Origin of the sequence: Eubacterium sp. AF19-12LB (genome assembly GCF_003479125.1) — a bacterium.
Lineage (GTDB): Bacteria > Bacillota > Clostridia > Lachnospirales > Lachnospiraceae > Eubacterium_U > Eubacterium_U album.
In genome coordinates this window covers 272,957-294,963 of record NZ_QUGP01000002.1, presented here as the reverse complement: position 1 = coordinate 294,963, position 22,007 = coordinate 272,957, and the positions used below count along the sequence as shown (strand labels likewise).

The following is a 22,007-nucleotide window of genomic DNA, read 5'->3' as shown; positions in this document are numbered from 1 at the left end:
CTAAAAATTTATAAAATGTATTATGAAAGCAGATAAATTTTAAGTTAAAACATTTCTTTAAACATATCCATATATTCACCAAACATAGATTCTTTTGCCTCGTTATCCATTGAAAACATATCCATCATACCGATAAATGTTTCAAACATTTCCTGTTCATCAGTTGTAAGATAATCTTTTACAATGGGATATAAAGTAGAAAAATCAAGAGGCTTGTCACAATTCATGGCTTTATAATTTCCGTTTTTATCTTTAATCATGTATGAACCGGGGTTAATAGAAAATGAATTTTTTAATTCCTGAAATTTTATATATATTCCAAGAGATTTGCCCGTATCATAATCTATGTAAGGGAGAACAGCCTTTAGAATCTGCAGATTTCTGTTAGTAAGCATGCTGTCAAATAATGTTTGCTTCATATTTGCATTATCCATAAGGCTGACCTCCTTTTTAATTTAAATGCTTAATGCCATTAGTAATAAAAACAGATTTGTATCTTCTAAAAAATTAGTGGCAAGTGCATTTTTCAAAAGACATTCTAAATCATATTGATAATAATCTTTCGAATCAATTAACAGCCGCAACCGTTTCCAAAGAAGCCACCGTTATTATTTCCGCATGCGCAAAGAAGTACTAAAATCCAAAGAATGCTCTGACAACCACAGCCATCGTTTCCGCCACAACCGCATCCATTATTTCCACCACAGCAGAATAAAAGGATAAGAATTAAGAATAAAGTATTGTTTCCTCCTTCACAACCACATCCACATCCGCAGTTTGTTGCTGCTAAATCACTCATATTTGTTTCCCCTAAAATATTGTTTACACTAAATAATATGTAATGAACTTAAAATTGTTTACAAAAAAATAAACTTTAAAAGAAAAAAACATATATTAAAGTATAGACAACATGAAAATTTTTATAGAGTTGCTTAGTACATATCATATTATTTATTGGAAAGTTGAAATGAATACAGTTAGAAAATTATTGAAAATAGATTATATAGAAGAAAAGGGAATATTTGGGCAGGATATTGTTGTAGCAATACTTGACACAGGAATGGCAGAACATCCTGATTTGAAGGGAAAAATTATATTATTTAAGGATTTTATTGGGGATAGGGAAAAATGTTATGACGATAATGGACATGGAACTCACGTTGCAGGGATAATAGCCGGAGAATCTAAAGACAGATTCTATGGAAGAATGAATATAAATGGAATTGCAAAGGGTTCTCAGTTAGTTGTTCTAAAAGTTCTTAATGCAAAGGGAATAGGTATTGAAGATAAAGTTATAGATGGTATTAAATGGATAATAGATAATTACGAAAAATATAATATAAAAATAGTAAATATATCTTTTGGAACAATTCATAATAATTGCTCAGAAATGCGTTTGATTAAATATGTAGAAATACTATGGCAGTTAGGATTAGTTGTGGTTGCAGCTGCAGGTAATAATGGTCCTGATATAGGCAGTATAACTGTGCCCGGTGTGAGTAAAAAAATTATTACTGTTGGTGTAGTAGAGGATGGGAAAAAAGTAAATGTAAATGGGAGATACACATCGAATTATTCTGGAAGAGGTCCAACATGTGAATGTATTCAAAAGCCTGATTTGATAGCTTATGGTAATAATATTGTAAGCTGCAACAATAATTATAAATTGAAAAAATATACAGTAAAAAGTGGAACATCGATGGCAACACCTGTTGTTACAGGATGTGCTGCATTGTTGCTATCTAAATATCCTGAATTAAAAAATATAGATGTGAAAAGAAAGATGATAGAATCATGCAAGGATGTTAATTTGCCGGCTAATATTCAGGGCGCAGGAGTTATAAATCCTGTAGAATTATTGGGTGTTAAATGATGATTGTTATATTTGCTTTTATATATTTATGATGATTAAACTATAATACGCATCAAATATTTTGCCGGTTATAGATTTTTAAATCAAGTCTTTAAAAGTGTAAAGTGTTAAAATGTTTAGTTTACAAAGATGGTTCAATGAAGTATAATTTAACACGAGTATATTTCTAGGAGGAAGTAAGATGGCAAAAATTAAGATGACAACTCCATTAGTTGAAATGGATGGAGATGAAATGACAAGAATTCTTTGGAAATTAATCAAGGATGAGTTATTAGAACCTTTCGTAGAGTTAAAGACAGAGTACTATGATTTAGGCCTTGAGTACAGAAATGAAACAAATGACCAGGTTACATTTGATTCAGCAGAAGCTACAAAGAAGTATGGGGTAGCTGTTAAGTGTGCAACAATCACACCTAATGCAGCAAGAATGACAGAATATAATTTAAAAGAAATGTGGAAGAGTCCAAATGGAACAATTCGTGCAATTCTTGATGGAACAGTATTTAGAGCTCCAATTATTGTTAAAGGAATTGAACCATACGTTAAGAATTGGACAAAGCCAATTACAATAGCAAGACATGCATATGGTGATGTATATAAGGGAAGCGAAATGAAGATTCCGGGACCTGGAAAGGCTGAAATTGTATACACAAATGAAGCAGGAGAAGAAACAAGAGAATTAATTCATGAATTTAAGGGTGCAGGAATTGTACAGGGTATGCATAACCTTAACGATTCAATTGAAAGTTTTGCAAGAAGCTGCTTCAATTTTGCATTAGATACAAAGCAGGACTTATGGTTTGCAACAAAAGATACTATTTCTAAGAAGTATGACCATACATTCAAGGATATTTTTGCTGATATTTATGAAGCTGAATATAAAGAAAAATTTGAAGAAGCAGGAATTGAGTATTTCTATACATTAATCGATGATGCAGTAGCAAGAGTTATGCGTTCAGAGGGCGGATATATTTGGGCTTGTAAGAACTATGATGGCGACGTTATGTCAGATATGGTTGCAACAGCATTCGGTTCATTATCAATGATGACATCAGTACTTGCTTCACCAAATGGTTACTATGAATATGAAGCTGCTCATGGTACAGTTCAGAGACATTATTATAAGCACTTAAAGGGTGAAGAAACTTCAACAAATCCAATTGCAACTATTTTTGCATGGTCAGGTGCTTTAAGAAAACGTGGTGAGTTAGATAATATCCCTGAATTAATGGAATTTGCTGATAAGCTTGAAAAGGCATGTATTGATACAATTGAAGATGGAGAAATGACAGGAGATTTATATATTATTTCTACATTAGAGAATAAAAAGAAATTAAATACACAGGATTTCATTTTAGCAATAAGAAGACACTTAGAAGCATTACTTTAATTTTGATGTATATAATTATCGATTTAAAATATAAGATGAACATTTTATATTTTGAATATAAAAAATTTATTTAAGGAGAAAGTATAATGAGAAAATTAGGAAAAATGATTACTTTACTTGCAGCTACAACTATTATGGCTGTAGGAATGATTACAACAGCGTTTGCGGCTGATGCAATTACACCGACAGAATTTTATTATGGCACAGAAGCAATGACAGCTCCACAGACATTTAGCTATAATAATAGCAATTTTATTAATGGAAAGTATTATCAGGGTGTTGTTGTACCTGTAAATGTTACTAAGGCGGGAAGCTTAAAAGTTGTAACAACAGCTACAAGTGTATTAAAGGATATTAATATTGAAGTATATTCTGATGCAGCATGCACTAACAGAATGGAATATTTAACAGATTTGAAGGTTGGTTCAACAACAGTTGAAGATTATGTTTCATTTTCAAATGCGGGAACATATTACATAAAATTTGATTCATATTGCTATAACGGTGAAGATGTTTATACAAATACATTCACAGTACAGACAGGATTCTATACACTTGATGCAAAAGTAATCAAGGATGGTGAGACAATTACATATTATAGAAACTCAGGCGAAGATAAGTATGTTTTTAATTATACAGCTACAAAGACAGGAAAAGTTACAGTAACACTTCCTTATTCTATGGGCAGTTATGTAACATTTGTTGATTCAGGTAAGACTGTATGTGAAAAAAAATGGGTATCTGATTTGACAAGTGACAGTCAGGCATCTTTTGCAGTAAAGAAGGGTAAAACTTATAAATTTGAGGTTACTTCTAATGGAACATCATATGGTAAAGAACAGAGCTTTTCTTTAAAGGAGACAGCTGTTAAGGCTAAAAGCAGAGCTAAGAGAGCTAAAGCAGTAAATATAAAAAAAGGAAAAACAGTAAAGGGAATTGTTACAGCAGGAGATAAGAAAGCAAATTGGTATAAATTTACAGTAAAGAAAAAGAAACCTGTTACAATAACTCTTGACGGTAATGTAGAAAATAATCTCAAATTTACTATTTACAATAAAAAAGGTAAAAAGATTGATAGCACATCATATTATGGATACAAGAGAGATTTAAAACTTACATATAGTACAACTTACGGAAAGGCTAATGCAGGAACATACTATATTAAGATTGAAAAAGCAAATGCAAACAGCAATGGAGTTTATTCTATAAAGTGGAAATAAATTTATTTGAATATGGAATAGACAATTTTTATTATTAAAATTAAAGCATAAAATTATAGCACTTGGCTCATAATGTGGGTCAAGTGTTTTTATGCGTTATAATAAATATTTATTCCCAATGCCAATAGACTAATAAAATATTAGTGTATTGGTATTAGGAACAAATCAGAAAAAAAGAAAGGATAGTGTGTAAAAAATGAAAGAAAATTTGAAGAAATTATTTCAGTATTACAAACCGTATAAACATGTATTCTTTATAGATATGTTTTTCGCATTTTTAGCATCAATTATAGCGCTTGTAATTCCGTTAGTAGTTAGATATGTGACTTCAACAGTAGTATATTTACCGGCTAAAGATGTTTTTAGACAACTTATAGTTATAGCAGTAGTTGTAACAATATTAATTGCAATACAGGCATATTCTAATTTTTATATTTCAAATTATGGACATGTTATGGGAGCAAAAATTGAATATGACATGAGAGCAGAAATATTTGCACATTATCAGAAATTATCTTTTTCATTTTATGATGACCAGAAGGTAGGACAGCTTATGTCAAGGGTAACATCAGATTTATTTGACATAACAGAGTTACTTCATCACGGACCGGAAAATTTGACAATTTCTTTTATAAAAATAATAGGGGCTCTTATTATTCTTTGTACAATAAGTCCACAACTTACAATTGCAGCATTTATTCTGGTACCGTTTATGATTTGTTATGCTTACTTTTTTAATAAAAAAATGAAAAAAGCATTTAAGAAAAACAGAGTAAAAATAGCAGCAATCAATGAAAAAATTGAAGATAATTTATCAGGAATACGTGTTGTTAAATCATTTGCAAATGAAGAACTTGAAAATGAAAAATTCCAAATTGGAAATCAGGAATTTTTAGAAGCTAAAAAAGATAATTACAAATATATGGGTGGTTACAATTCGGGATTAACTGCATTTACTACAATGATTAATCTGATTGTAATAATCGTAGGTGGATTTTGTATAACAAGAGGAATTGTAAATGTAACAGACATGATTACATTTTTACTTTATATAAATATATTTACGGATCCAATTAAGACTCTGATTGATTTTACTGAACAGTTTCAAAATGGGTATTCAGGTTTTGAAAGATTTTTGGAAATATTGGAAATTGAACCGGATATTAAAGATAATGCTGATGCAATTGAATTAAATGATGTAAAAGGAAATATTAAATTTAATGACGTTTCATTTAAGTATAATGACACAGCACATAGAGTATTAAAGCATATTAATTTGGAAATTCCACAAGGACAGTATGTAGCTTTAGTTGGTTCATCAGGTGCCGGAAAAACCACTTTGTGTAATTTAATACCGAGATTTTACGATGTTACAAAAGGTGAAATTACAATTGATGATACTGATATTAGAAAAATAAAATTAGAGAATCTTAGAAATAATATTGGAATTGTGCAACAGGATGTGTATTTGTTTGCGGGAACAGTGTATGACAATATACGTTACGGAAAGAAAAATGCAACGAAAGAAGAAGTTATAGAGGCTGCAAAAAATGCAAATGCCCATGAATTTATTATGTCACTTCCTAATGGATATGAAACTGATATAGGGCAAAGAGGAATTAAATTGTCAGGTGGACAGAAACAACGATTATCAATTGCAAGAGTATTTCTTAAAAATCCGCCTATTTTGATTTTTGATGAAGCAACATCAGCTCTTGATAATGAAAGTGAAAAAGTAGTTCAGGAATCTTTAGAAAAGCTTGCAAAAAACAGAACAACATTAGTTATTGCACATAGATTAACAACAATCAGAAATGCAGAAAAGATTCTTGTTCTTTCTGAAAATGGAATAGAAGAGCAGGGAACACATGATGAGCTTATAAATAAACATGGAATATATTATGATTTATATAATGTAAATAATTAGTAGAAAATAAATACAAATGCCGCCATCCGTATAGCAGGTGGTTTATAGTCCGAAAACAATAATATGCTGCGTGATTGTTTTCGGACAGACTAAAGTCCATAAACAAAAAATCAGGGTGGGTTTAAACCATCCTGATTTTTATTTAAAGGACCTATTGCTTATTTATTTTTTTGTCTACTATATTATAAATTGTACTAATTACAAAACATAATATTCCACAGACAAAAAAGCTTAAAGCATGTCCGATAGTGTTATCATATGTAATATCTAATAAAATTAGTTTTGCAATGCTTACTAAAGAAAGTACAAGCCCGTAAATACGAAGCGATTTGAAAGAAAAACAAAATCCTAACACAATACATAATATTGCAAACAAAAAGGCAAAAATGCTAATTAAGTAATTTGGTGAATTGAATGAATTTAAAATTATAACCATTAGAATAGTGAATTTAATTCCAACATATATACCAAAAGTAATTTTTTCTTTCTTTAAATAATTCTGTGAATTTATCAAAAATAGTACTAGAGTCACTAGTATGGCAATGATATGTAATGCAGGACTATTTAGTTTGATAATAAAACGTAATTCACAAATCATTAAAAATAAATTTACAATATCAGTTGTAATATTTGTACTTTTTTCATTCTTTCCTGATATCCAGTTTTTAGAGAATGGCGTGAACTTTGCCACAATATTAACTAAACATATAATAATAAAGCTTGTAAAATCCTTAGCTATATGTGTAGAAAATAAAGGAGCAATTATATTGCTAAAATCATTTATCGTAATAAAGATGAACATACAGTATAATAATATTTTTATTTTATTACTATAATCTTTTGTATATTTCATTAAGAATGAAAATAGACATAAAAGTGAAATACTAATGAGTAATCTTGAAACATTATTAGTAGAACTGTTTAGTACGAAAAATATAAAATACACAATACTGAATATCTTATATATATATTGCTTGTAAAAATAACCGTATACAGCAAATGGGATAATAAATATTGATAAATAAAAATAATTATAAATAAAATTCCCGCTGTTATCAAAAGCAATTTGTACCATACTAATTATCGGAACAAGCATCATGGCAGTTTGAAGAAGTATAATATTAAATTTGTTTTCATCTTTAAATTTTAATTCAATTCCAATAAGAATTAAGAGCGCTACGGCTATATTAAAGAATTCATTGAAACTAAAACAATATAAGGTCGTTAAAGCAATATAATAAAACATATTTGTAATACTGAATACAGCAGAAAAATTGTTATCTACTTTCATTTTAACAAACCCGGTAATAATAATAGAGGATATAAAAAGTAGTAGGATGCAGTAAGACAAAATAATCACTGTGCTATTTCCTGCATAAAGTTTATAGTCAGGCATTGTAGCATTAAAAGTGAATAAGCATATTATATTGAATATATTGCAAATTGAATTTTTGTGATATTCATCTTGAATATTAGTGTAATAAAATATTGATTCTGTTACTACAAAAAATGCAGAGAGAAAAAGCAATTTGTTCCAATCGCCTGAAGCGTGACAAAAATAAGTGCCAAATAAAATGGAAATTGTAATACCTGCCTGACCAATAATTGCAAAAATATATGATTTTGTTTTAGATAATACACAAACAAATAATGCCCATACAAATATAAATAAATATAATGTTATTTCGTTAATAATTTTAAAATACATGTTACTCAGCAACAATGAAATGAATATTGCCCCTGTGCCACATCCACTAATTGAAATATAAAGCTTGTTATGTGAATCTTTTTTTAGAAGAAAAATTCCGGCTATCATAAGTGCAAAACTGAAAATATATAAAATTAAAATTTTTGCAGTATCAGATAACATTGGCAATACTAAAGTGGCAAATAAAATTAAACTGATAAAAATTAATACAGAGGCAAAAATTCCCATTAAAGATTTGCCCATGAGTAATTCAAAATTATTGAAATTTTTAGTTGAATTTTTTCTAACACCATTGTCAATGCTAGTGCCTGTAGTAGAAGTGACAGGTGAATAAGGATGAACCTGACCCTTAGAATAATAAGGCTGTGGTGCAGAACTGTGCCCGGCAGAATAATAAGGTTGTGGATTAACCGGAGGTTTGTCCGCAGAATATGTATTATTATGTTCGGTTTCATTCTCAACAGATAATTTTAAAAGATTTAACTGGTTGTTAAGATAGTCTAATTCTTTTGTTAAGTATTCAATTTTATTTTCGATTATAGCTTTGTCTATGTTTTCTTTATTGTTAGAATACTTTTCAATTAAATCATTTAGTTCTAATCTGGTTTTAATTAGCTTTTCTTCATATTGTAAAATATCGTGCATAAATACCCCTTTTATATACAGAAATAATAAAAAAATAATTTCTGTATGTATACATTATTTTTGAATAAATAATATGCCCGCTACTAAAATACGCATTGTATATTTTGTAGAGAGCATATTGTAAACATTTGTTAATTAAATTGACTGTTATTCAATTACAGTACCAATTTTTCCTCTGATTGCATCTTTAGCTTTAGCAAGGTTAGAAATGATAGCCTTTCTTCCCTTCTTTGCTAATACGAAATTGAGAGATGCATCAATCTTAGGAAGAGAAGTGATAGGATCAAAGTATCCTTTATCAATTAAATCTTCAGCTTCTTTTGTAGTTAAAGTACCGAGTTCTTTAACTTCTCCGTCTACATCAATTGTAAGATTATCACTTGATGTAAGAATCATAAGAGCATCAGCATCTAACATGTCTGCAAGTTTAGCTGCTGTATAATCTTTTTCAATAACAGCACTGGCACCTTTTAATCCTGTACGCTGTTCAAGAACAGGAATTCCACCGCCACCTGCTGCGATAACTAACTGATGAGCATCAACTAAAGCCTTGATTGCATCAATTTCATAAATATCAATTGGCTTAGGACTTGCAATGATTCTTCTGTAGCCTTCATCGCCTTCTTCGTATTCAACGTAGTTACCTTTTTTCTTCTCATTTTCAGCTTCTTCCTTAGTCATAAGACGTCCGATAACTTTAGAAGGAGCGTTAAATGCTCTGTCAAAAGGATCAACTCTTACCTGAGTAATAATAGTACTTACAGGTTTATATAATCCTCTTGAAAGTAACTCTGAACGAATTGCATTCTGTAAATCGAATCCAATATATCCCTGACTCATTGCACTACAGATTGACATAGGTGCAACAGTTCTGTCAGGGTCAAGTCTTGAAAATTCAGTCATTGCAGTCTGAATCATTCCGACCTGAGGACCATTACTGTGAGTAATAACAACATCATATTTTTCTTCTACCAAATCTGCAATAGCTTTTGCAGCAAGTTTTACACGTTCCTGTTGTTTAGGAAATGATTCACTAAAAGCATTTCTTCCTAAAGCAACTACAATTTTTTTGTTAGCCATAAGTAGTCTCCTTTACTGATATCAGGATAAAACCTGATGTAATTTGAGGTCCGTTGAGACCAAAATCTTATAAATATTTTAACTTATAATAAGGAAAAATACAATAAATAAACCGTTTATTCGTCAAGTAAATCGGATAATTCTTCCCATTGAGCCATTAGCTTGTCGAGAGTTTCGCTAATTTTATCCTGTTCTTTACTGATTTCGTTTAATTTAGCTGAGTTTTTAGCAATTTCAGGGTCAGCTAAAAGTTCATCTAATTCATTTAAACGCTCTTCATTAGTTTTTATCTTTTCTTCAACTTTTAAAATATCATTTTTCAATTTTCTAATCCTTGCCTGTTCGGCTTTCCTTTCTAAATAATTTTGCTTATTAGTAGAAGCAGAAGGAGTATTAGAAGAAGTTTGCTCTTCTTTTGGAGCATATATTGCTGTAAGTTCGTCCTTCTTTTCTTCGTAATAGTCATAATTTCCAATATAATTTACAATTGCTTTATTTGTTAATTCAATGATACGTGTGGCAGTTTGATTAATAAAATATCTGTCATGAGATACATAAAAAATTGTGCCGGTATAATTGTTTAATGCGTTTTCAAGAATTTCTTTTGAAACCATATCAAGATGGTTAGTAGGTTCATCTAATATAATGAAATTAGCTTCTGAAAGCATTAATTTTGCTAAAGAAAGACGACCTTTTTCTCCACCACTTAAATCTCCTACGCGTTTAAATACATCATCACCTGTAAACATAAAAGCGGCTAACACATTTCGGATTTTTGTGTTTGTAAGATTAGGATAAGAATCGCTCACTTCATCAAACAAAGTATTTGAATCATTTAATGTATGATGTTCCTGATCATAATATCCGATATTAACGTTTGTTCCGAGAGTAAAAGAGCCGCTATCTGCAGCAATTAGTCCGTTTATAATTTTTAAAATTGTAGTTTTTCCGGTTCCGTTATCACCGATAAGAGCAACACGTTCACCTCTCTTAATTTCAAAAGAAATATTGGAAAATAATGATTTGTTATCAAATGACTTTGCTAAATTTGAAACACTTAAAACATCATTGCCACTCGTACAGTTTGGTTCAAGTCTAAGAGTCATGGCATTTTCATATGTATCAGGATTATCGATTACTTCCATTTTACTTAAAGCTTTTTCACGACTTTCAGCACGCTTATAAAACTTTTCCTGTTTATATGAGCGAAGCTTGGCAATGACTTCTTCCTGATGCTTTATTTCAGCCTGTTGTTTGATATAGAGTTTAATTGCTGCTTCTCTAAGTTCTTTCTTTTTAACAGCGTAAGCTGAATAGTTGCCATCGTAAACATGGCAGTGTGTATTTTCTATTTCAACAATCTTAGTTACAATCTTATCTAAGAAATAACGGTCGTGGGCAACGATTACAACAGCTCCGTTATAGTTAGACAAATAAGTTTCCAGCCATTTGATAGAATTTAAATCAAGATGGTTTGTAGGTTCATCCAATAAAATAATATCCGGTTTTTGAATTAAAAGTTTACATAGTGCAACACGGGTTTTTTGACCTCCGGATAAAGTTGAAATTTTTTTATTAAAATCACTGTCTTCAAAACCAAGTCCACGAAGGGTACCATCAACTTCACTTTTGTATGCGTATCCGTTTAACAATTCAAACTGATGATGTAGATTTGTGTAACTGTTAACTATATCATCATAGCTGTCGCATCCATTTGCCATTAAGGATTCATATTCCCTTAATTTATTTTCCATATCTATAATATTTTGTTTTACGGAACGTACTTCTTCATATATAGAATTGTCTGTATCTAAATTCTGATATTGGGCAAGATAACCAACAGACTTATCCTTTCCGATAATTACATCCCCTGAATCGGATGAAAGTTCATTCATTATTATTTTTAATATAGTAGACTTTCCGGCTCCATTATTGCCTACAATGGCAGCTTTTTCATGGTCATTTACAAAAAAACTGCAATCGTCAAGAATAACTTCTTCACCATAAGCCTTGCTTATATGATTGCATGATAAAATCATAGGAATCCTCCTGTGTTTGTAGTGTTTTTATATAATCAGCAAAAATAGGCTGATACCACGTAAGATTATAAAACGAAAAGCTAAAACAATCAATGAAATACTGTAAAAGAACAGTGTCAAAAAGAATGATAAATATTTGACAATGTTTGCCCTAAAACATATAATTGAAGTGGTTAAATAACGAAGGAGAACGGAAATGAGAAAAATATCCAAGGCGGTAATCACAAGATTGCCAAGATACTATAGATATTTAGATGAATTAATACAGCAGGATGTCGAAAGAGTTTCGTCTAAAGAATTAAGTGACATGATGAATGTTACGGCCTCTCAGATACGACAGGATTTGAATAATTTTGGTGGGTTTGGACAACAGGGGTACGGATATAATGTTAAATATCTGTATGATGAAATCGGAAAATTATTAGGACTTGATGTGACGCATAAGATGATAATTGTAGGTGCAGGAAATCTTGGACAGGCAATTGCAAACTATGGAAATTTCAGAAACAGAGGATTTGAAATTACGGCTTTATTTGACAAAAATAAAGATTTAATTGGTAAAAAAACAGTAAATGGGACTGAAATCAGAGACATTTCTACTATAATAGATTATGTGAAAAATGAAAATATTGAGATTGTGGCATTGGCACTTCCTAAAGGACCGGCAACAGATATTGCTGGAAAATTAGTCGAATGTGGAGTGAAGGCATTTTGGAATTTTGCTCACACTGATTTAGGATTTAGCGATGACATAATAGTTGAGAATGTTCATTTATCAGAAAGCTTAATGAAACTTACATATAGAATATCAGAAAAAGCAAATAAAAATAAATAAGAGGTGAAGTACTATGGAAAGAATAATTTCTGGTACGGATATGAAAAAGGTTGATGAATATACAATTAATGAAGTTGGAATCCCAAGTTTAGTATTAATGGAAAGAGCAGCAAAGAGTGTTGCTGATTTAATTGAAGAAACAACAGATAAAAACAGTGAGGTAATTGCTATTGCCGGAACTGGTAATAATGGTGCCGACGGCGTTGCAGTTTGCAGGATGTTATACATAGATGGATATAACACCTGCATTTATATTATGGGAAACATAGATAAGGCAACACAGGAATTCAAAACACAGATTGAGATAGCACAGAAAGTTGGAATTGAAATCAAAGATGCTTCAAGACTGACAAGAGATGAAATGGATAAGAAACATGTAATTGTTGATTCAATATTTGGAGTCGGATTATCAAGAAATGTAGAAGGCGATTACAAAAAGTTAATTGAAGCAATAAATCAAAGCAAGGCAAAAGTTTATGCTGTAGACATTCCATCAGGCCTGAACGCAGATACAGGAAAAGTGATGGGTGTGGCTGTTAAAGCTGATTATACTGTATGCTTTGGAGAACTTAAACTTGGAGCAGTTCTTTATCCGGGAGCAGATTATTGTGGAAAACTATCATTTGATAATATAGGTTTTCCGGATGTTTCCTATAAGAAGTGTGAAACAGTTTATAAATACCACACAAGCGATGATTTAAAACTAATTCCGAAACGACCGAATTATTCTAATAAAGGTACATATGGAAAACTTCTTGTTATAGCAGGTAATAAAGATATAACAGGGGCAGCGTTTTTATGTGCAAAGGCAGCGTTTAGGACAGGAGCCGGACTGGTAAGGATATTTACTGCAAAGGAAAATCGTGAAGTAATACAAAAACTATTACCTGAAGCAATGGTAAATGTATATGATACAGATGATTTTGACAAAAAGGCTTTAGATGCCTGTATAGAATGGGCAAATGTTATTGCAATTGGTCCGGGAATTGGAACGGGTGGAATACAAAAAAATATGGTTGAAGCAGTTCTTGAAAGCAGAAAGAACACGGTAATAGATGCAGATGGAATTAATGTTATTTCACAAAATGTTAAACTAAAAAAAATGCTTCATAAGAATGTAATATTGACACCGCATTTAGGCGAAATGGCCAGATTTGAAAATAAAACGATAGATGAAATAAAGGACAATCTTGTAAAAAGTGCTTTCAATATTAATTATATGTACAATGCAAATGGAATTCTAAAAGATGCAAGAAGCGTTGCTGTTACGCAAGATGATATATACATAAATATGACAGGAAACAGTGGCATGGCGACTGCAGGCTCGGGAGATGTGCTTACTGGAATTGTTGCAGGATTGTTGGCTATTGGGTGCAATGTAGAAAACGCTACAACGCTTGCACCATACATTCATGGAATTGCCGGAGATTTGGTAGCAACAAAGATGCCTAAAGCCTCTATAATGGCTACTGATATAATTGAGGAAATAAAAAATATTATGCCTCAGTAAATAATTGTGACACAATAATGATAAAGTTTCATTTAAAACTGTACATAATAGAGATAATTTGAAATTGTAATGTAATAAAAAACGATAAAGATATAAATTCAAATAATTTATAAACGTGGAGAAGAAGAAAATGAAAAGAGAAATATGTGAAGAAGAATATTTTAGGGGCTATGCAGAAATCAATCTGGATGCAATATACAAAAATGTATATGAGATGAAAACAAGACTTAATAAAAATACAGGAGTTGTTCTTGTAATAAAAACAGATGGGTATGGGCATGGAGCAGTGCCTATAGCTAAAGCACTTGATGATTTGTGCTATGGATATGCAGTTGCAACTCCATATGAAGGCAATAATTTAAGAAATCATGGACTTAATAAACCTACATTTTTATTAGGTTATGCGGATGAATCATCGTACGATATGATTATAGAAAAAGAATTAATTCCAGCAATTTTTTCTTTAGAAATGGCAACAAAATTATCAAAGCACGCACAAAAACTTGGCAAAGAAGTAAAGATTAATATTGCTGTTGACACGGGAATGAGCAGAATTGGTTATATTCCGGGAAGTGATGCAGTAAAAGAAATTGTTGAAATAAACAAACTTCCTTTTATAAAAATAGAATCTATATTTACACATTTTGCAAAAGCAGACTATGTTGACAAGTCATTTGCTGACAAGCAGTTTGATGAGTTTGTAAATTTTGTTGATGAAGTAGAAAAAAATGGAGTTAAGATTCCGATACATCAGTGTGCAAATAGTGCAGCAATGATGGAAATGCCAAAGACTTCATTATCATTGTCAAGAGCAGGAATTTCAATGTACGGATTGTATCCATCAGATGAAATGAGCCGTGAAAATATGAAACTATATCCTGCATTATCTCTTCACAGTCATGTAGTTTACGTAAAAACAATTAAAAAAGGAAGAGGAATAAGTTACGGACAGACTTATATAGCACCTCATGATATGAAAATTGCTACAATTCCACTTGGATATGGGGACGGATATCAGAGAAATCTTAGCAATAAAGGATATGTACTCATTAATGGCAGAAAAGTAAATATTGTGGGTAGAGTATGCATGGATCAATTTATGGTTGATGTTACGGGAATGGATGTTAAAGAAGGAGATAAGGTAACTCTTATTGGAAAAGAAGGAGACGAAGAAATAACAGTTGATGAATTAGCAGCATTAGCAGGAACCTTCAATTATGAATTTGTATGTGACTTAAGCAAACGTATTCCAAGAGTTTATGTTAAAGATGACAAAATAGTTGGAACAAAAGATTACTTTGATGACAGATATGACGTTGATCTGTAAAATAATTAAATTTTTCCAAAAATGAATACACATTTTGAAAAGTGGAATAATATAATTGTGTTAACACAATCTATTTTTTGGAGTGTGGATATGGTTATTAGACGTGGTGATATTTATTACGCTGACTTAAGACCTGTAATTGGGTCAGAACAGGGTGGAATAAGACCTGTGCTTATTATTCAGAATGATACAGGAAATAAACACAGCCCGACTGTTATTATTGCAGCAATTACGTCAAAGATGAATAAGGCGAAACTGCCAACTCATGTTGAGGTTGATTCGCATAAGTATAATATAATAAAAGATTCAGTTATTTTATTAGAACAGTTAAGAACGATAGATAAAAAAAGATTGAAGGATAAGGTATGTCATTTAGATGATGAAATCTTAAGTGCAGTCAATGAGGCATTAGCTATAAGTTTAGAACTCAATACATAATTTGCAAAAGTTGACTAATAATAGATAAAATGATATATTTTTATAGTGTGTGTTTTGATTAAGACACAATGAAAATCAGGATTAAATCCTGTTATAAGTTATAAATACGGAAGAGAGGATATATAAATGTCAGGACATTCAAAATTTGCTAATATTAAGCATAAAAAAGAAAAAAATGACGCAGCAAAAGGAAAGATGTTTACCATCATTGGTAAAGAAATTGCAGTTGCAGTAAAGGAAGGCGGAGCTGATCCGGATAATAACAGTAAGCTTCGTGATGTTATTGCTAAGGCTAAGGCTAACAATATGCCTAACGATACAATTGAACGTGGAATTAAGAAGGCTGCAGGTAACGTTAATGCAGTTAATTATGAATCAGTTACATACGAAGGATATGGTCCTAACGGAACAGCTATTATCGTTGATGCGTTAACAGATAATAAAAACAGGACAGCAGCTAATGTCAGAAATGCATTTACTAAGGGTGGCGGAAACGTTGGAACTCAGGGATGTGTATCTTTTATGTTCGATAAAAAAGGTCAGATTATAATTGACAAAGAAGAATGTGATATGGAAGCAGATGAGTTAATGATGATTGCACTTGATGCAGGTGCAGAAGATTTCTCAGATGAAGAAGAATGCTATGAAGTTCTTACTCAGCCTGAAGAATTTAGTGCAGTAAGAGAAGCATTAGAAGCAGCTGGTGTTAAGATGACAGAAGCAGAAGTTACAATGATTCCACAGAATTATGTAACACTTACTGACGAAGAATCTATTAAGAAGATGAATAGAATTATCGACTTATTAGATGAAGATGATGACGTACAGGAAGTTTTCCACAATTGGGATGAATAAATAAAAGGAAAAATATGAATACAGTACTGTTTGATTTAGACGGAACGCTTTTACCGATGAATATGGATGATTTTATGGATACATATTTTAAGGCGTTAGAGTCAAGATTTGAAACGTTAGGATTTGATCCTGAGAAGATTAAAAAATGTTTATGGGCCGGAACAAAAGCCATGGTTGCTAACGAAGGCTACATAACAAATGAAGAATGTTTTTGGAATGTTTTTGAAAAATATTTTTCGGACGACGGGAAAAAATTAGAACGTAGAAAAAGAATTAAGATAGAAAGAGAAATGACTAAGTTTTACAAGAGTGATTTTCAGGTGGCAAGATTTAATACAAGACCTGACAGTCTTGCTAATGAATGTGTTGATTTACTTAAAAGTAAAGGATATCAGATTGTTGTAGCAACTAATCCTTTATATCCGCAGGTTGCAACATATGAAAGACTTAGTTGGGCAGGATTTGAACCGGATGAATTTTTGCATGTTACTACATATGAGAATTCGTGCTTTAGCAAACCTAATCTGAGTTACTACAGACATTTGCTAAAGACATTAGATAAGGATGCTGAAGATTGTCTGATGGTTGGTAATGATGTAGATGAAGACATGTGTGCATTAGAAATTGGCATGGATGTATTTTTACTTAATGAATGTCTAATCAACAGTAAGAAAAAAGATATTTCTCAATATAAAAAAGGAAATTGGAAAGTGTTTAGGGAATATATAGACACTCTTCCGAATATTTAATGAAGACAAAGGGGGCTTCAATAGAGGCTCCCTATATGTATGTATAAATTAATTTTTGTTTTTGGGAGAAAATTATGAAGGATAAAATAATTAATCCGTTGTTGTTACTTCTTACAGCAATAATTTGGGGAAGTGGATTTGTAGCACAGAGTGTTGGAATGAATTTTGTTCAGCCATTTACATTTAACTTTTCCCGATGTATTGTCGGAGGCATATTTTTAGCCATATATATTATGGTTATGGGTAAAGGAAGTAAGAAATCAAAAAAGAGTACGGAAGCAGTATTTATTGGAGGATTGTGTTGTGGATTATGCCTTTTTGGCGGGATGACATTTCAACAGATAGGAATTCAATATACTGAGGTCGGAAAAGCAGGTTTTCTCACAGCAATGTACATAGTGTTAGTACCTGTATTGTCAACTATGTTTTTAAGAAAGAAAACAGGAATACATATTTGGCTTGGAGTTGTATTAGCAGTTGTAGGAATTTATTTGTTGTCGATTTCTTCTGACTCATTTACAATTGCCAAAGGCGATATATATGAAATTATATGTGCATTAATGTTTGCCCTTCATATTTTGGTAATTGATTATTTCAATACAAAAGCAGATCCGGTAAAAATATCATGTGTTCAGTTTTTTGTATGTGGCATTTTAAGTGGTGTGTTTATGATGACAGCAGAACAGCCACAGGTTCAATATATATTAGCTGCATGGCAGCCGATATTGTATGCAGGCATTGTTTCAACTGGAATTGGATATACATTACAGGTTGTAGGACAAAGAAATGTTAATCCAACGGTTGCATCTTTAATTTTGAGTTTAGAGTCAGTTGTATCTGTAATTGCAGGGCTTTTAATTTTAAATCAGCAGTTGACTCAGCGTGAAATATATGGCTGTATATGTATGTTTGCTGCAATTGTTCTTGCACAGTTGCCAATAAAGAATACATAATCAGTTAGCAACAGATTAATATGATAAGTTCAATATAGTTGCAAAATTATATTGTCTTAAGTATAATAAACCTATTGTAAAAATAGGAGGAAACAAAATGAACCAAGTTCATTTTATGTAAATGTTTCCGACGAATAGCCATCGACCGAAGGGCGGGGGCAATACATATTATTTAGGAGGAAATTCAAATGAAAAAAGTATTAGTAGTAGCACTTTCAGCAATTTTAGCTGTATCAATGTTTACAGCATGTGGAAGTAAAAAATCAGAAACAGCTAATGGAACAGTTAATGAAGACAAGTTAATTATGGGAACAAACGCAGAATTCCCACCATATGAATATTATGGAGATGACGGTGAAGTTACAGGTATTGATGTAGAAATAGCGCAGGCAATTGCTGACAAATTAGACCTTAAATTACAGGTTGAAGATATGAACTTTGATTCAATCATTACAGCAGTACAGAGTGGAAAAGCAGATGTTGGTATTGCAGGAATGACAGTAACAGAAGACAGACTTAAAAATGTTAACTTTACGGACAGTTACGCAACAGGTGTTCAGGTTGTTATTGTAAAAGAAGGTTCAGATATTACTACAGTTGATGACTTATTTGCAGATGGGGCAAATCATTCAATAGGTGTACAGAGTGGAACGACAGGTGATATTTATTGTACAGATGATATCGAAGGTAAAAAATTAGGAACAGTTGAAAGATTTAACAAAGGTGCAGATGCTGTTCAGGCTTTAATCGCAGGAAAGATTGACTGTGTAGTTATTGATAATCAGCCGGCAAAAGAATTTGTAGCTGCAAACGAAGGATTAAAAATTCTTGATACAGAGTATGTAACAGAAGATTATGCTATTGCTATTAAAAAAGGAAATGATAAATTAACAGAAAAAATAAATGGAGCATTAAAAGAATTAAAGGATGAAGGAAAGGTTCAGGAAATCCTTGACAAATATATTAATGCTGAATAATTAGTAACGGGGAAACAAAATGAACGTAGTTCATTTTATGTAAATGTTTCCGATGAATAGCCGCTGACCGAAGGGCGGGGGCATTACATATTTTATAGGAGAAACAATGGAGAATTTTATTATTAAAGCTTTTTCTATGGCTGACATAAAAGATGATTTTGTACTTAATTTTATAAAGGATAACCGTTGGAAATATTTGACTGACGGTTTGAAAATAACTCTCGAAGTTACATTCTTTGCAGTTATTTTAGGTATTGTTTTAGGTTCGGTAATAGCTATTATCCGTTCTACTTATGATACAAATTATGAAAGTATGAAATCTAAAGTCGGTAAGGCAGTATTAAAGATTTTAAACTTAGTAGCAAAAATTTATTTAACAGTAATCAGAGGAACACCGGTAGTTGTTCAGTTAATGATTATGTATTATGTAATTTTTTCAACATCAAATAATAAAGTACCTATTGCTATTTTGTCATTTGGAATTAATTCTGGTGCATATGTTGCTGAGATAATTAGAAGTGGTATTATGGCAATTGACAGAGGTCAGTTTGAGGCAGGAAGAAGTTTAGGATTTAATTACATTCAGACAATGATTTATATTATTCTTCCACAGGCATTTAAGAATATTTTACCTGCCCTTGCAAATGAATTTATTGTTTTATTAAAGGAAACATCAGTTGCAGGTTATGTTGCTCTCCAGGATTTAACAAAGGGTGGAGATATTATTCGTAGTAGAACATATAGTGCGTTTATGCCACTTATAACAGTTGCTGTTATTTATTTGGTAATGGTAATGTTCTTTACTTATTTAGTTGGAAGATTAGAAAGGAGACTAAGAAATGATGAAAGATAATAGTCAGCCTTTAATTGTTGTGAAAGATGTAAAGAAATACTACAAAGGTGAAGTTATCAAAGCTTTAGATGGTATTAATCTTACAATTAACGAAGGAGAAGTTGTAGTTATTATTGGACCGTCAGGTAGTGGTAAAAGTACAATGCTCCGTTGTTTAAACCTTTTAGAGATACCTACAGATGGAGAAATTATATTTGAAGGTGAAAATCTTTTAGGGAAGAAAACTAATATAGATAAACACAGACAGAAAATGGGAATGGTATTCCAGCATTTTAATCTTTTCCCTCATATGACTGTAATGAAGAATATGACTATAGCACCAACAAAACTCAAAATTAAAAACAAAGAAGAAGCCGAGGCTAAGGCAAAGGAACTTCTTGAAGTTGTTAATTTAGCTGATCGTGCTGAGGCGTATCCAAAACAGTTATCAGGTGGACAGAAACAAAGAATTGCGATTGCAAGAGCTTTGTGCATGGATCCGGAAGTAATGCTTTTTGATGAACCTACATCAGCACTTGATCCTGAAATGGTAGGTGAAGTTTTAAGTGTTATGAAGGATTTAGCACGCAGAGGAATGACAATGGCTGTTGTTACACATGAAATGGCATTTGCTAGAGAAGTTGCAACAAGAGTTATATTTATGGATGTGGGAAGAATAATTGAAGAAGGTACTCCGGAAGAAATATTTGAACATCCAAAGAACCAGAGATTAAAAGACTTTTTATCAAAAGTGTTATAAAGACTAATGGAATTATAAAAGTGTTTTATATAAATCATTTTAAGATTAATTTTTGATATATATATACTAAAAAGCAGTGAGTTAAGGCTCGCTGCTTTTTATATTTTTGTGTAGAATAATTTACTTTTATAAAATTTAGTTTTCAAATGTCAAATTTAAGAATGAAGTGTCGCAAACTTTGTTTATGATTTATTTGTGATAAGGTTCATTATTTATGATTCTGTAACTTCTATATATTTGTTCTAATAAAATTACACGCATTAGTTGGTGTGGAAAAGTCATTTTTGAAAAGCTTAATTTAAAATCAGAACGTTTAGAAACACTTTCATGTAAGCCTAAAGAACCGCCAATAATAAAAATAATATGACTTTCACCGGTTATTCCCAGTGAATTAATCTTTTTAGATAATTCAACGGAATCCAATTGCTTTCCTAAAATTTCTAAAGTAATAACATATGCGTTGTCTGGAACGTGCTTTAAAATTCGTTCAGCTTCTTTTTCCTTAATTAAATTAATTTCTGTATCGGAACTGTTTTCGATTGTTTTTTCATCGGCAACTTCAACAATATTTAATTTACAATATCTTGAAAGACGTTTAGAATATTCAGCAATTGCATCTCTATAAAAATTTTCTTTAATTTTGCCAACAGTAATGAGTGTAATTTTCATATTTAAAATCCTTTCACCTTGTTCAAAAACAAATAATAGAGTATAATGATATAAGGATACCGAAGCGGGAGTTTTTTGTGCTTGCACAAAAAAACTCACATTTATGGTATCCATAAAACATGAGGAAGTAGCCCGATAGGGCGAAATCCGAATGTTTTTAGGATTGAGAAAGCACGAAGTGCGAAACAATCCGTAAATATCATTATACAATAAAAGTAAA

At 31.4% G+C, this 22,007-nt stretch carries 20 protein-coding genes; 14 read left to right on the top strand and 6 right to left on the bottom strand.

Translation table 11 applies throughout. From position 1 onward, the window contains the following. Nucleotides 1-44 precede the first annotated feature (44 nt). Nucleotides 45-434 (bottom strand): hypothetical protein, encoded by a 390-nt coding sequence (locus tag DWX29_RS03075; RefSeq protein WP_117910169.1) that lies wholly within the window; start codon nt 432-434, stop codon nt 45-47. 137 nt (nt 435-571) lie between these two features. Beyond that, nucleotides 572-799: a hypothetical protein gene (locus DWX29_RS03070; RefSeq protein ID WP_022089093.1), complete on the bottom strand. Its 228-nt coding sequence runs from the start codon at nt 797-799 to the stop codon at nt 572-574. 168 nt (nt 800-967) lie between these two features. On the opposite strand from DWX29_RS03070, the gene DWX29_RS03065 reads away from it, so the two are divergent. From DWX29_RS03065 to DWX29_RS03050, 4 genes are all read left to right on the top strand, one after another. Further along, the gene (locus DWX29_RS03065) at nt 968-1,873 is read left to right on the top strand and encodes a S8 family peptidase (protein ID WP_118565148.1); all 906 of its coding nucleotides are present in this window, start codon (nt 968-970) and stop codon (nt 1,871-1,873) included. Between the two features lie 181 nt (nt 1,874-2,054). Further along, nucleotides 2,055-3,263: an NADP-dependent isocitrate dehydrogenase gene (locus tag DWX29_RS03060; RefSeq protein WP_022089095.1), complete on the top strand. Its 1,209-nt coding sequence runs from the start codon at nt 2,055-2,057 to the stop codon at nt 3,261-3,263. Nucleotides 3,264-3,349: 86 nt separating this feature from the next. Beyond that, nucleotides 3,350-4,483 (top strand): PPC domain-containing protein, encoded by a 1,134-nt coding sequence (locus DWX29_RS03055; RefSeq protein ID WP_118565147.1) that lies wholly within the window; start codon nt 3,350-3,352, stop codon nt 4,481-4,483. A gap of 196 nt (nt 4,484-4,679) precedes the next feature. Next, nucleotides 4,680-6,410, top strand: a complete 1,731-nt coding sequence (locus tag DWX29_RS03050; RefSeq protein WP_022089097.1) for an ABC transporter ATP-binding protein — start codon at nt 4,680-4,682, stop codon at nt 6,408-6,410. Nucleotides 6,411-6,561: 151 nt separating this feature from the next. Here the strand turns inward: DWX29_RS03050 and DWX29_RS03045 are convergent, their stop codons facing one another. The 3 genes from DWX29_RS03045 to DWX29_RS03035 form a co-directional block, all read right to left on the bottom strand. Continuing rightward, on the bottom strand, nt 6,562-8,763 hold the full coding sequence (locus DWX29_RS03045; RefSeq protein WP_118565146.1) for a DUF2339 domain-containing protein: 2,202 nt from the start codon (nt 8,761-8,763) through the stop codon (nt 6,562-6,564). A 147-nt stretch (nt 8,764-8,910) separates the two neighbouring features. Then, nucleotides 8,911-9,843 carry a carbamate kinase gene (gene arcC, locus DWX29_RS03040; RefSeq protein WP_022089099.1) on the bottom strand — a complete coding sequence of 311 codons (933 nt, stop codon included), beginning with the start codon at nt 9,841-9,843 and terminating at the stop codon, nt 8,911-8,913. Between the two features lie 116 nt (nt 9,844-9,959). Continuing rightward, nucleotides 9,960-11,882 (bottom strand): ABC-F family ATP-binding cassette domain-containing protein, encoded by a 1,923-nt coding sequence (locus DWX29_RS03035; RefSeq protein WP_118565145.1) that lies wholly within the window; start codon nt 11,880-11,882, stop codon nt 9,960-9,962. Nucleotides 11,883-12,078: 196 nt separating this feature from the next. Here DWX29_RS03035 and DWX29_RS03030 point away from each other — a divergent pair, with 196 nt between their 5' ends. From DWX29_RS03030 to DWX29_RS02985, 10 genes are all read left to right on the top strand, one after another. Further along, complete coding sequence (locus tag DWX29_RS03030; RefSeq protein ID WP_118565144.1) at nt 12,079-12,717, top strand: redox-sensing transcriptional repressor Rex; 639 nt, start codon at nt 12,079-12,081, stop codon at nt 12,715-12,717. Between the two features lie 13 nt (nt 12,718-12,730). Continuing rightward, nucleotides 12,731-14,227, top strand: a complete 1,497-nt coding sequence (locus DWX29_RS03025) for an NAD(P)H-hydrate dehydratase (protein WP_118565143.1) — start codon at nt 12,731-12,733, stop codon at nt 14,225-14,227. Nucleotides 14,228-14,357: 130 nt separating this feature from the next. Then, complete coding sequence (alr, locus tag DWX29_RS03020; protein WP_022089103.1) at nt 14,358-15,554, top strand: alanine racemase; 1,197 nt, start codon at nt 14,358-14,360, stop codon at nt 15,552-15,554. Between the two features lie 90 nt (nt 15,555-15,644). Next, entirely contained in the window at nt 15,645-15,992 is a 348-nt protein-coding gene (locus tag DWX29_RS03015) for a type II toxin-antitoxin system PemK/MazF family toxin (protein WP_022089104.1), read from the top strand. A gap of 126 nt (nt 15,993-16,118) precedes the next feature. After that, nucleotides 16,119-16,847 (top strand): YebC/PmpR family DNA-binding transcriptional regulator, encoded by a 729-nt coding sequence (locus DWX29_RS03010; protein ID WP_022089105.1) that lies wholly within the window; start codon nt 16,119-16,121, stop codon nt 16,845-16,847. Between the two features lie 14 nt (nt 16,848-16,861). Further along, entirely contained in the window at nt 16,862-17,596 is a 735-nt protein-coding gene (locus DWX29_RS03005; RefSeq protein WP_022089106.1) for an HAD-IA family hydrolase, read from the top strand. Between the two features lie 74 nt (nt 17,597-17,670). Next, entirely contained in the window at nt 17,671-18,549 is an 879-nt protein-coding gene (locus DWX29_RS03000) for a DMT family transporter (RefSeq protein ID WP_022089107.1), read from the top strand. A 188-nt stretch (nt 18,550-18,737) separates the two neighbouring features. Continuing rightward, complete coding sequence (locus DWX29_RS02995) at nt 18,738-19,526, top strand: transporter substrate-binding domain-containing protein (protein WP_022089006.1); 789 nt, start codon at nt 18,738-18,740, stop codon at nt 19,524-19,526. Nucleotides 19,527-19,662: 136 nt separating this feature from the next. Then, entirely contained in the window at nt 19,663-20,379 is a 717-nt protein-coding gene (locus tag DWX29_RS02990; protein WP_117910202.1) for an amino acid ABC transporter permease, read from the top strand. Continuing rightward, on the top strand, nt 20,366-21,118 hold the full coding sequence (locus DWX29_RS02985) for an amino acid ABC transporter ATP-binding protein (RefSeq protein WP_022089008.1): 753 nt from the start codon (nt 20,366-20,368) through the stop codon (nt 21,116-21,118). Before DWX29_RS02990 ends, DWX29_RS02985 begins: the two co-directional genes overlap by 14 nt. Nucleotides 21,119-21,307: 189 nt before the next feature. On the opposite strand, the gene rlmH is transcribed toward DWX29_RS02985, so the two are convergent. Further along, nucleotides 21,308-21,787 (bottom strand): 23S rRNA (pseudouridine(1915)-N(3))-methyltransferase RlmH, encoded by a 480-nt coding sequence (rlmH, locus tag DWX29_RS02980; protein ID WP_022089009.1) that lies wholly within the window; start codon nt 21,785-21,787, stop codon nt 21,308-21,310. Nucleotides 21,788-22,007 lie beyond the last annotated feature (220 nt).

Excerpts from the sequence above, each read along its gene's own strand:
- DWX29_RS03075 (WP_117910169.1), bottom strand. The coding sequence starts at position 434 with ATGGATAATGCAAATATGAAGCAAACATTATTTGACAGCATGCTTACT.
- DWX29_RS03070 (WP_022089093.1), bottom strand. The coding sequence starts at position 799 with ATGAGTGATTTAGCAGCAACAAACTGCGGATGTGGATGTGGTTGTGAA.
- DWX29_RS03065 (WP_118565148.1), top strand. The coding sequence starts at position 968 with ATGAATACAGTTAGAAAATTATTGAAAATAGATTATATAGAAGAAAAG.
- DWX29_RS03060 (WP_022089095.1), top strand. The coding sequence starts at position 2,055 with ATGGCAAAAATTAAGATGACAACTCCATTAGTTGAAATGGATGGAGAT.
- DWX29_RS03055 (WP_118565147.1), top strand. The coding sequence starts at position 3,350 with ATGAGAAAATTAGGAAAAATGATTACTTTACTTGCAGCTACAACTATT.
- DWX29_RS03050 (WP_022089097.1), top strand. The coding sequence starts at position 4,680 with ATGAAAGAAAATTTGAAGAAATTATTTCAGTATTACAAACCGTATAAA.
- DWX29_RS03045 (WP_118565146.1), bottom strand. The coding sequence starts at position 8,763 with ATGCACGATATTTTACAATATGAAGAAAAGCTAATTAAAACCAGATTA.
- arcC (WP_022089099.1), bottom strand. The coding sequence starts at position 9,843 with ATGGCTAACAAAAAAATTGTAGTTGCTTTAGGAAGAAATGCTTTTAGT.
- DWX29_RS03035 (WP_118565145.1), bottom strand. The coding sequence starts at position 11,882 with ATGATTTTATCATGCAATCATATAAGCAAGGCTTATGGTGAAGAAGTT.
- DWX29_RS03030 (WP_118565144.1), top strand. The coding sequence starts at position 12,079 with ATGAGAAAAATATCCAAGGCGGTAATCACAAGATTGCCAAGATACTAT.
- DWX29_RS03025 (WP_118565143.1), top strand. The coding sequence starts at position 12,731 with ATGGAAAGAATAATTTCTGGTACGGATATGAAAAAGGTTGATGAATAT.
- alr (WP_022089103.1), top strand. The coding sequence starts at position 14,358 with ATGAAAAGAGAAATATGTGAAGAAGAATATTTTAGGGGCTATGCAGAA.
- DWX29_RS03015 (WP_022089104.1), top strand. The coding sequence starts at position 15,645 with ATGGTTATTAGACGTGGTGATATTTATTACGCTGACTTAAGACCTGTA.
- DWX29_RS03010 (WP_022089105.1), top strand. The coding sequence starts at position 16,119 with ATGTCAGGACATTCAAAATTTGCTAATATTAAGCATAAAAAAGAAAAA.
- DWX29_RS03005 (WP_022089106.1), top strand. The coding sequence starts at position 16,862 with ATGAATACAGTACTGTTTGATTTAGACGGAACGCTTTTACCGATGAAT.
- DWX29_RS03000 (WP_022089107.1), top strand. The coding sequence starts at position 17,671 with ATGAAGGATAAAATAATTAATCCGTTGTTGTTACTTCTTACAGCAATA.
- DWX29_RS02995 (WP_022089006.1), top strand. The coding sequence starts at position 18,738 with ATGAAAAAAGTATTAGTAGTAGCACTTTCAGCAATTTTAGCTGTATCA.
- DWX29_RS02990 (WP_117910202.1), top strand. The coding sequence starts at position 19,663 with ATGGCTGACATAAAAGATGATTTTGTACTTAATTTTATAAAGGATAAC.
- DWX29_RS02985 (WP_022089008.1), top strand. The coding sequence starts at position 20,366 with ATGATGAAAGATAATAGTCAGCCTTTAATTGTTGTGAAAGATGTAAAG.
- rlmH (WP_022089009.1), bottom strand. The coding sequence starts at position 21,787 with ATGAAAATTACACTCATTACTGTTGGCAAAATTAAAGAAAATTTTTAT.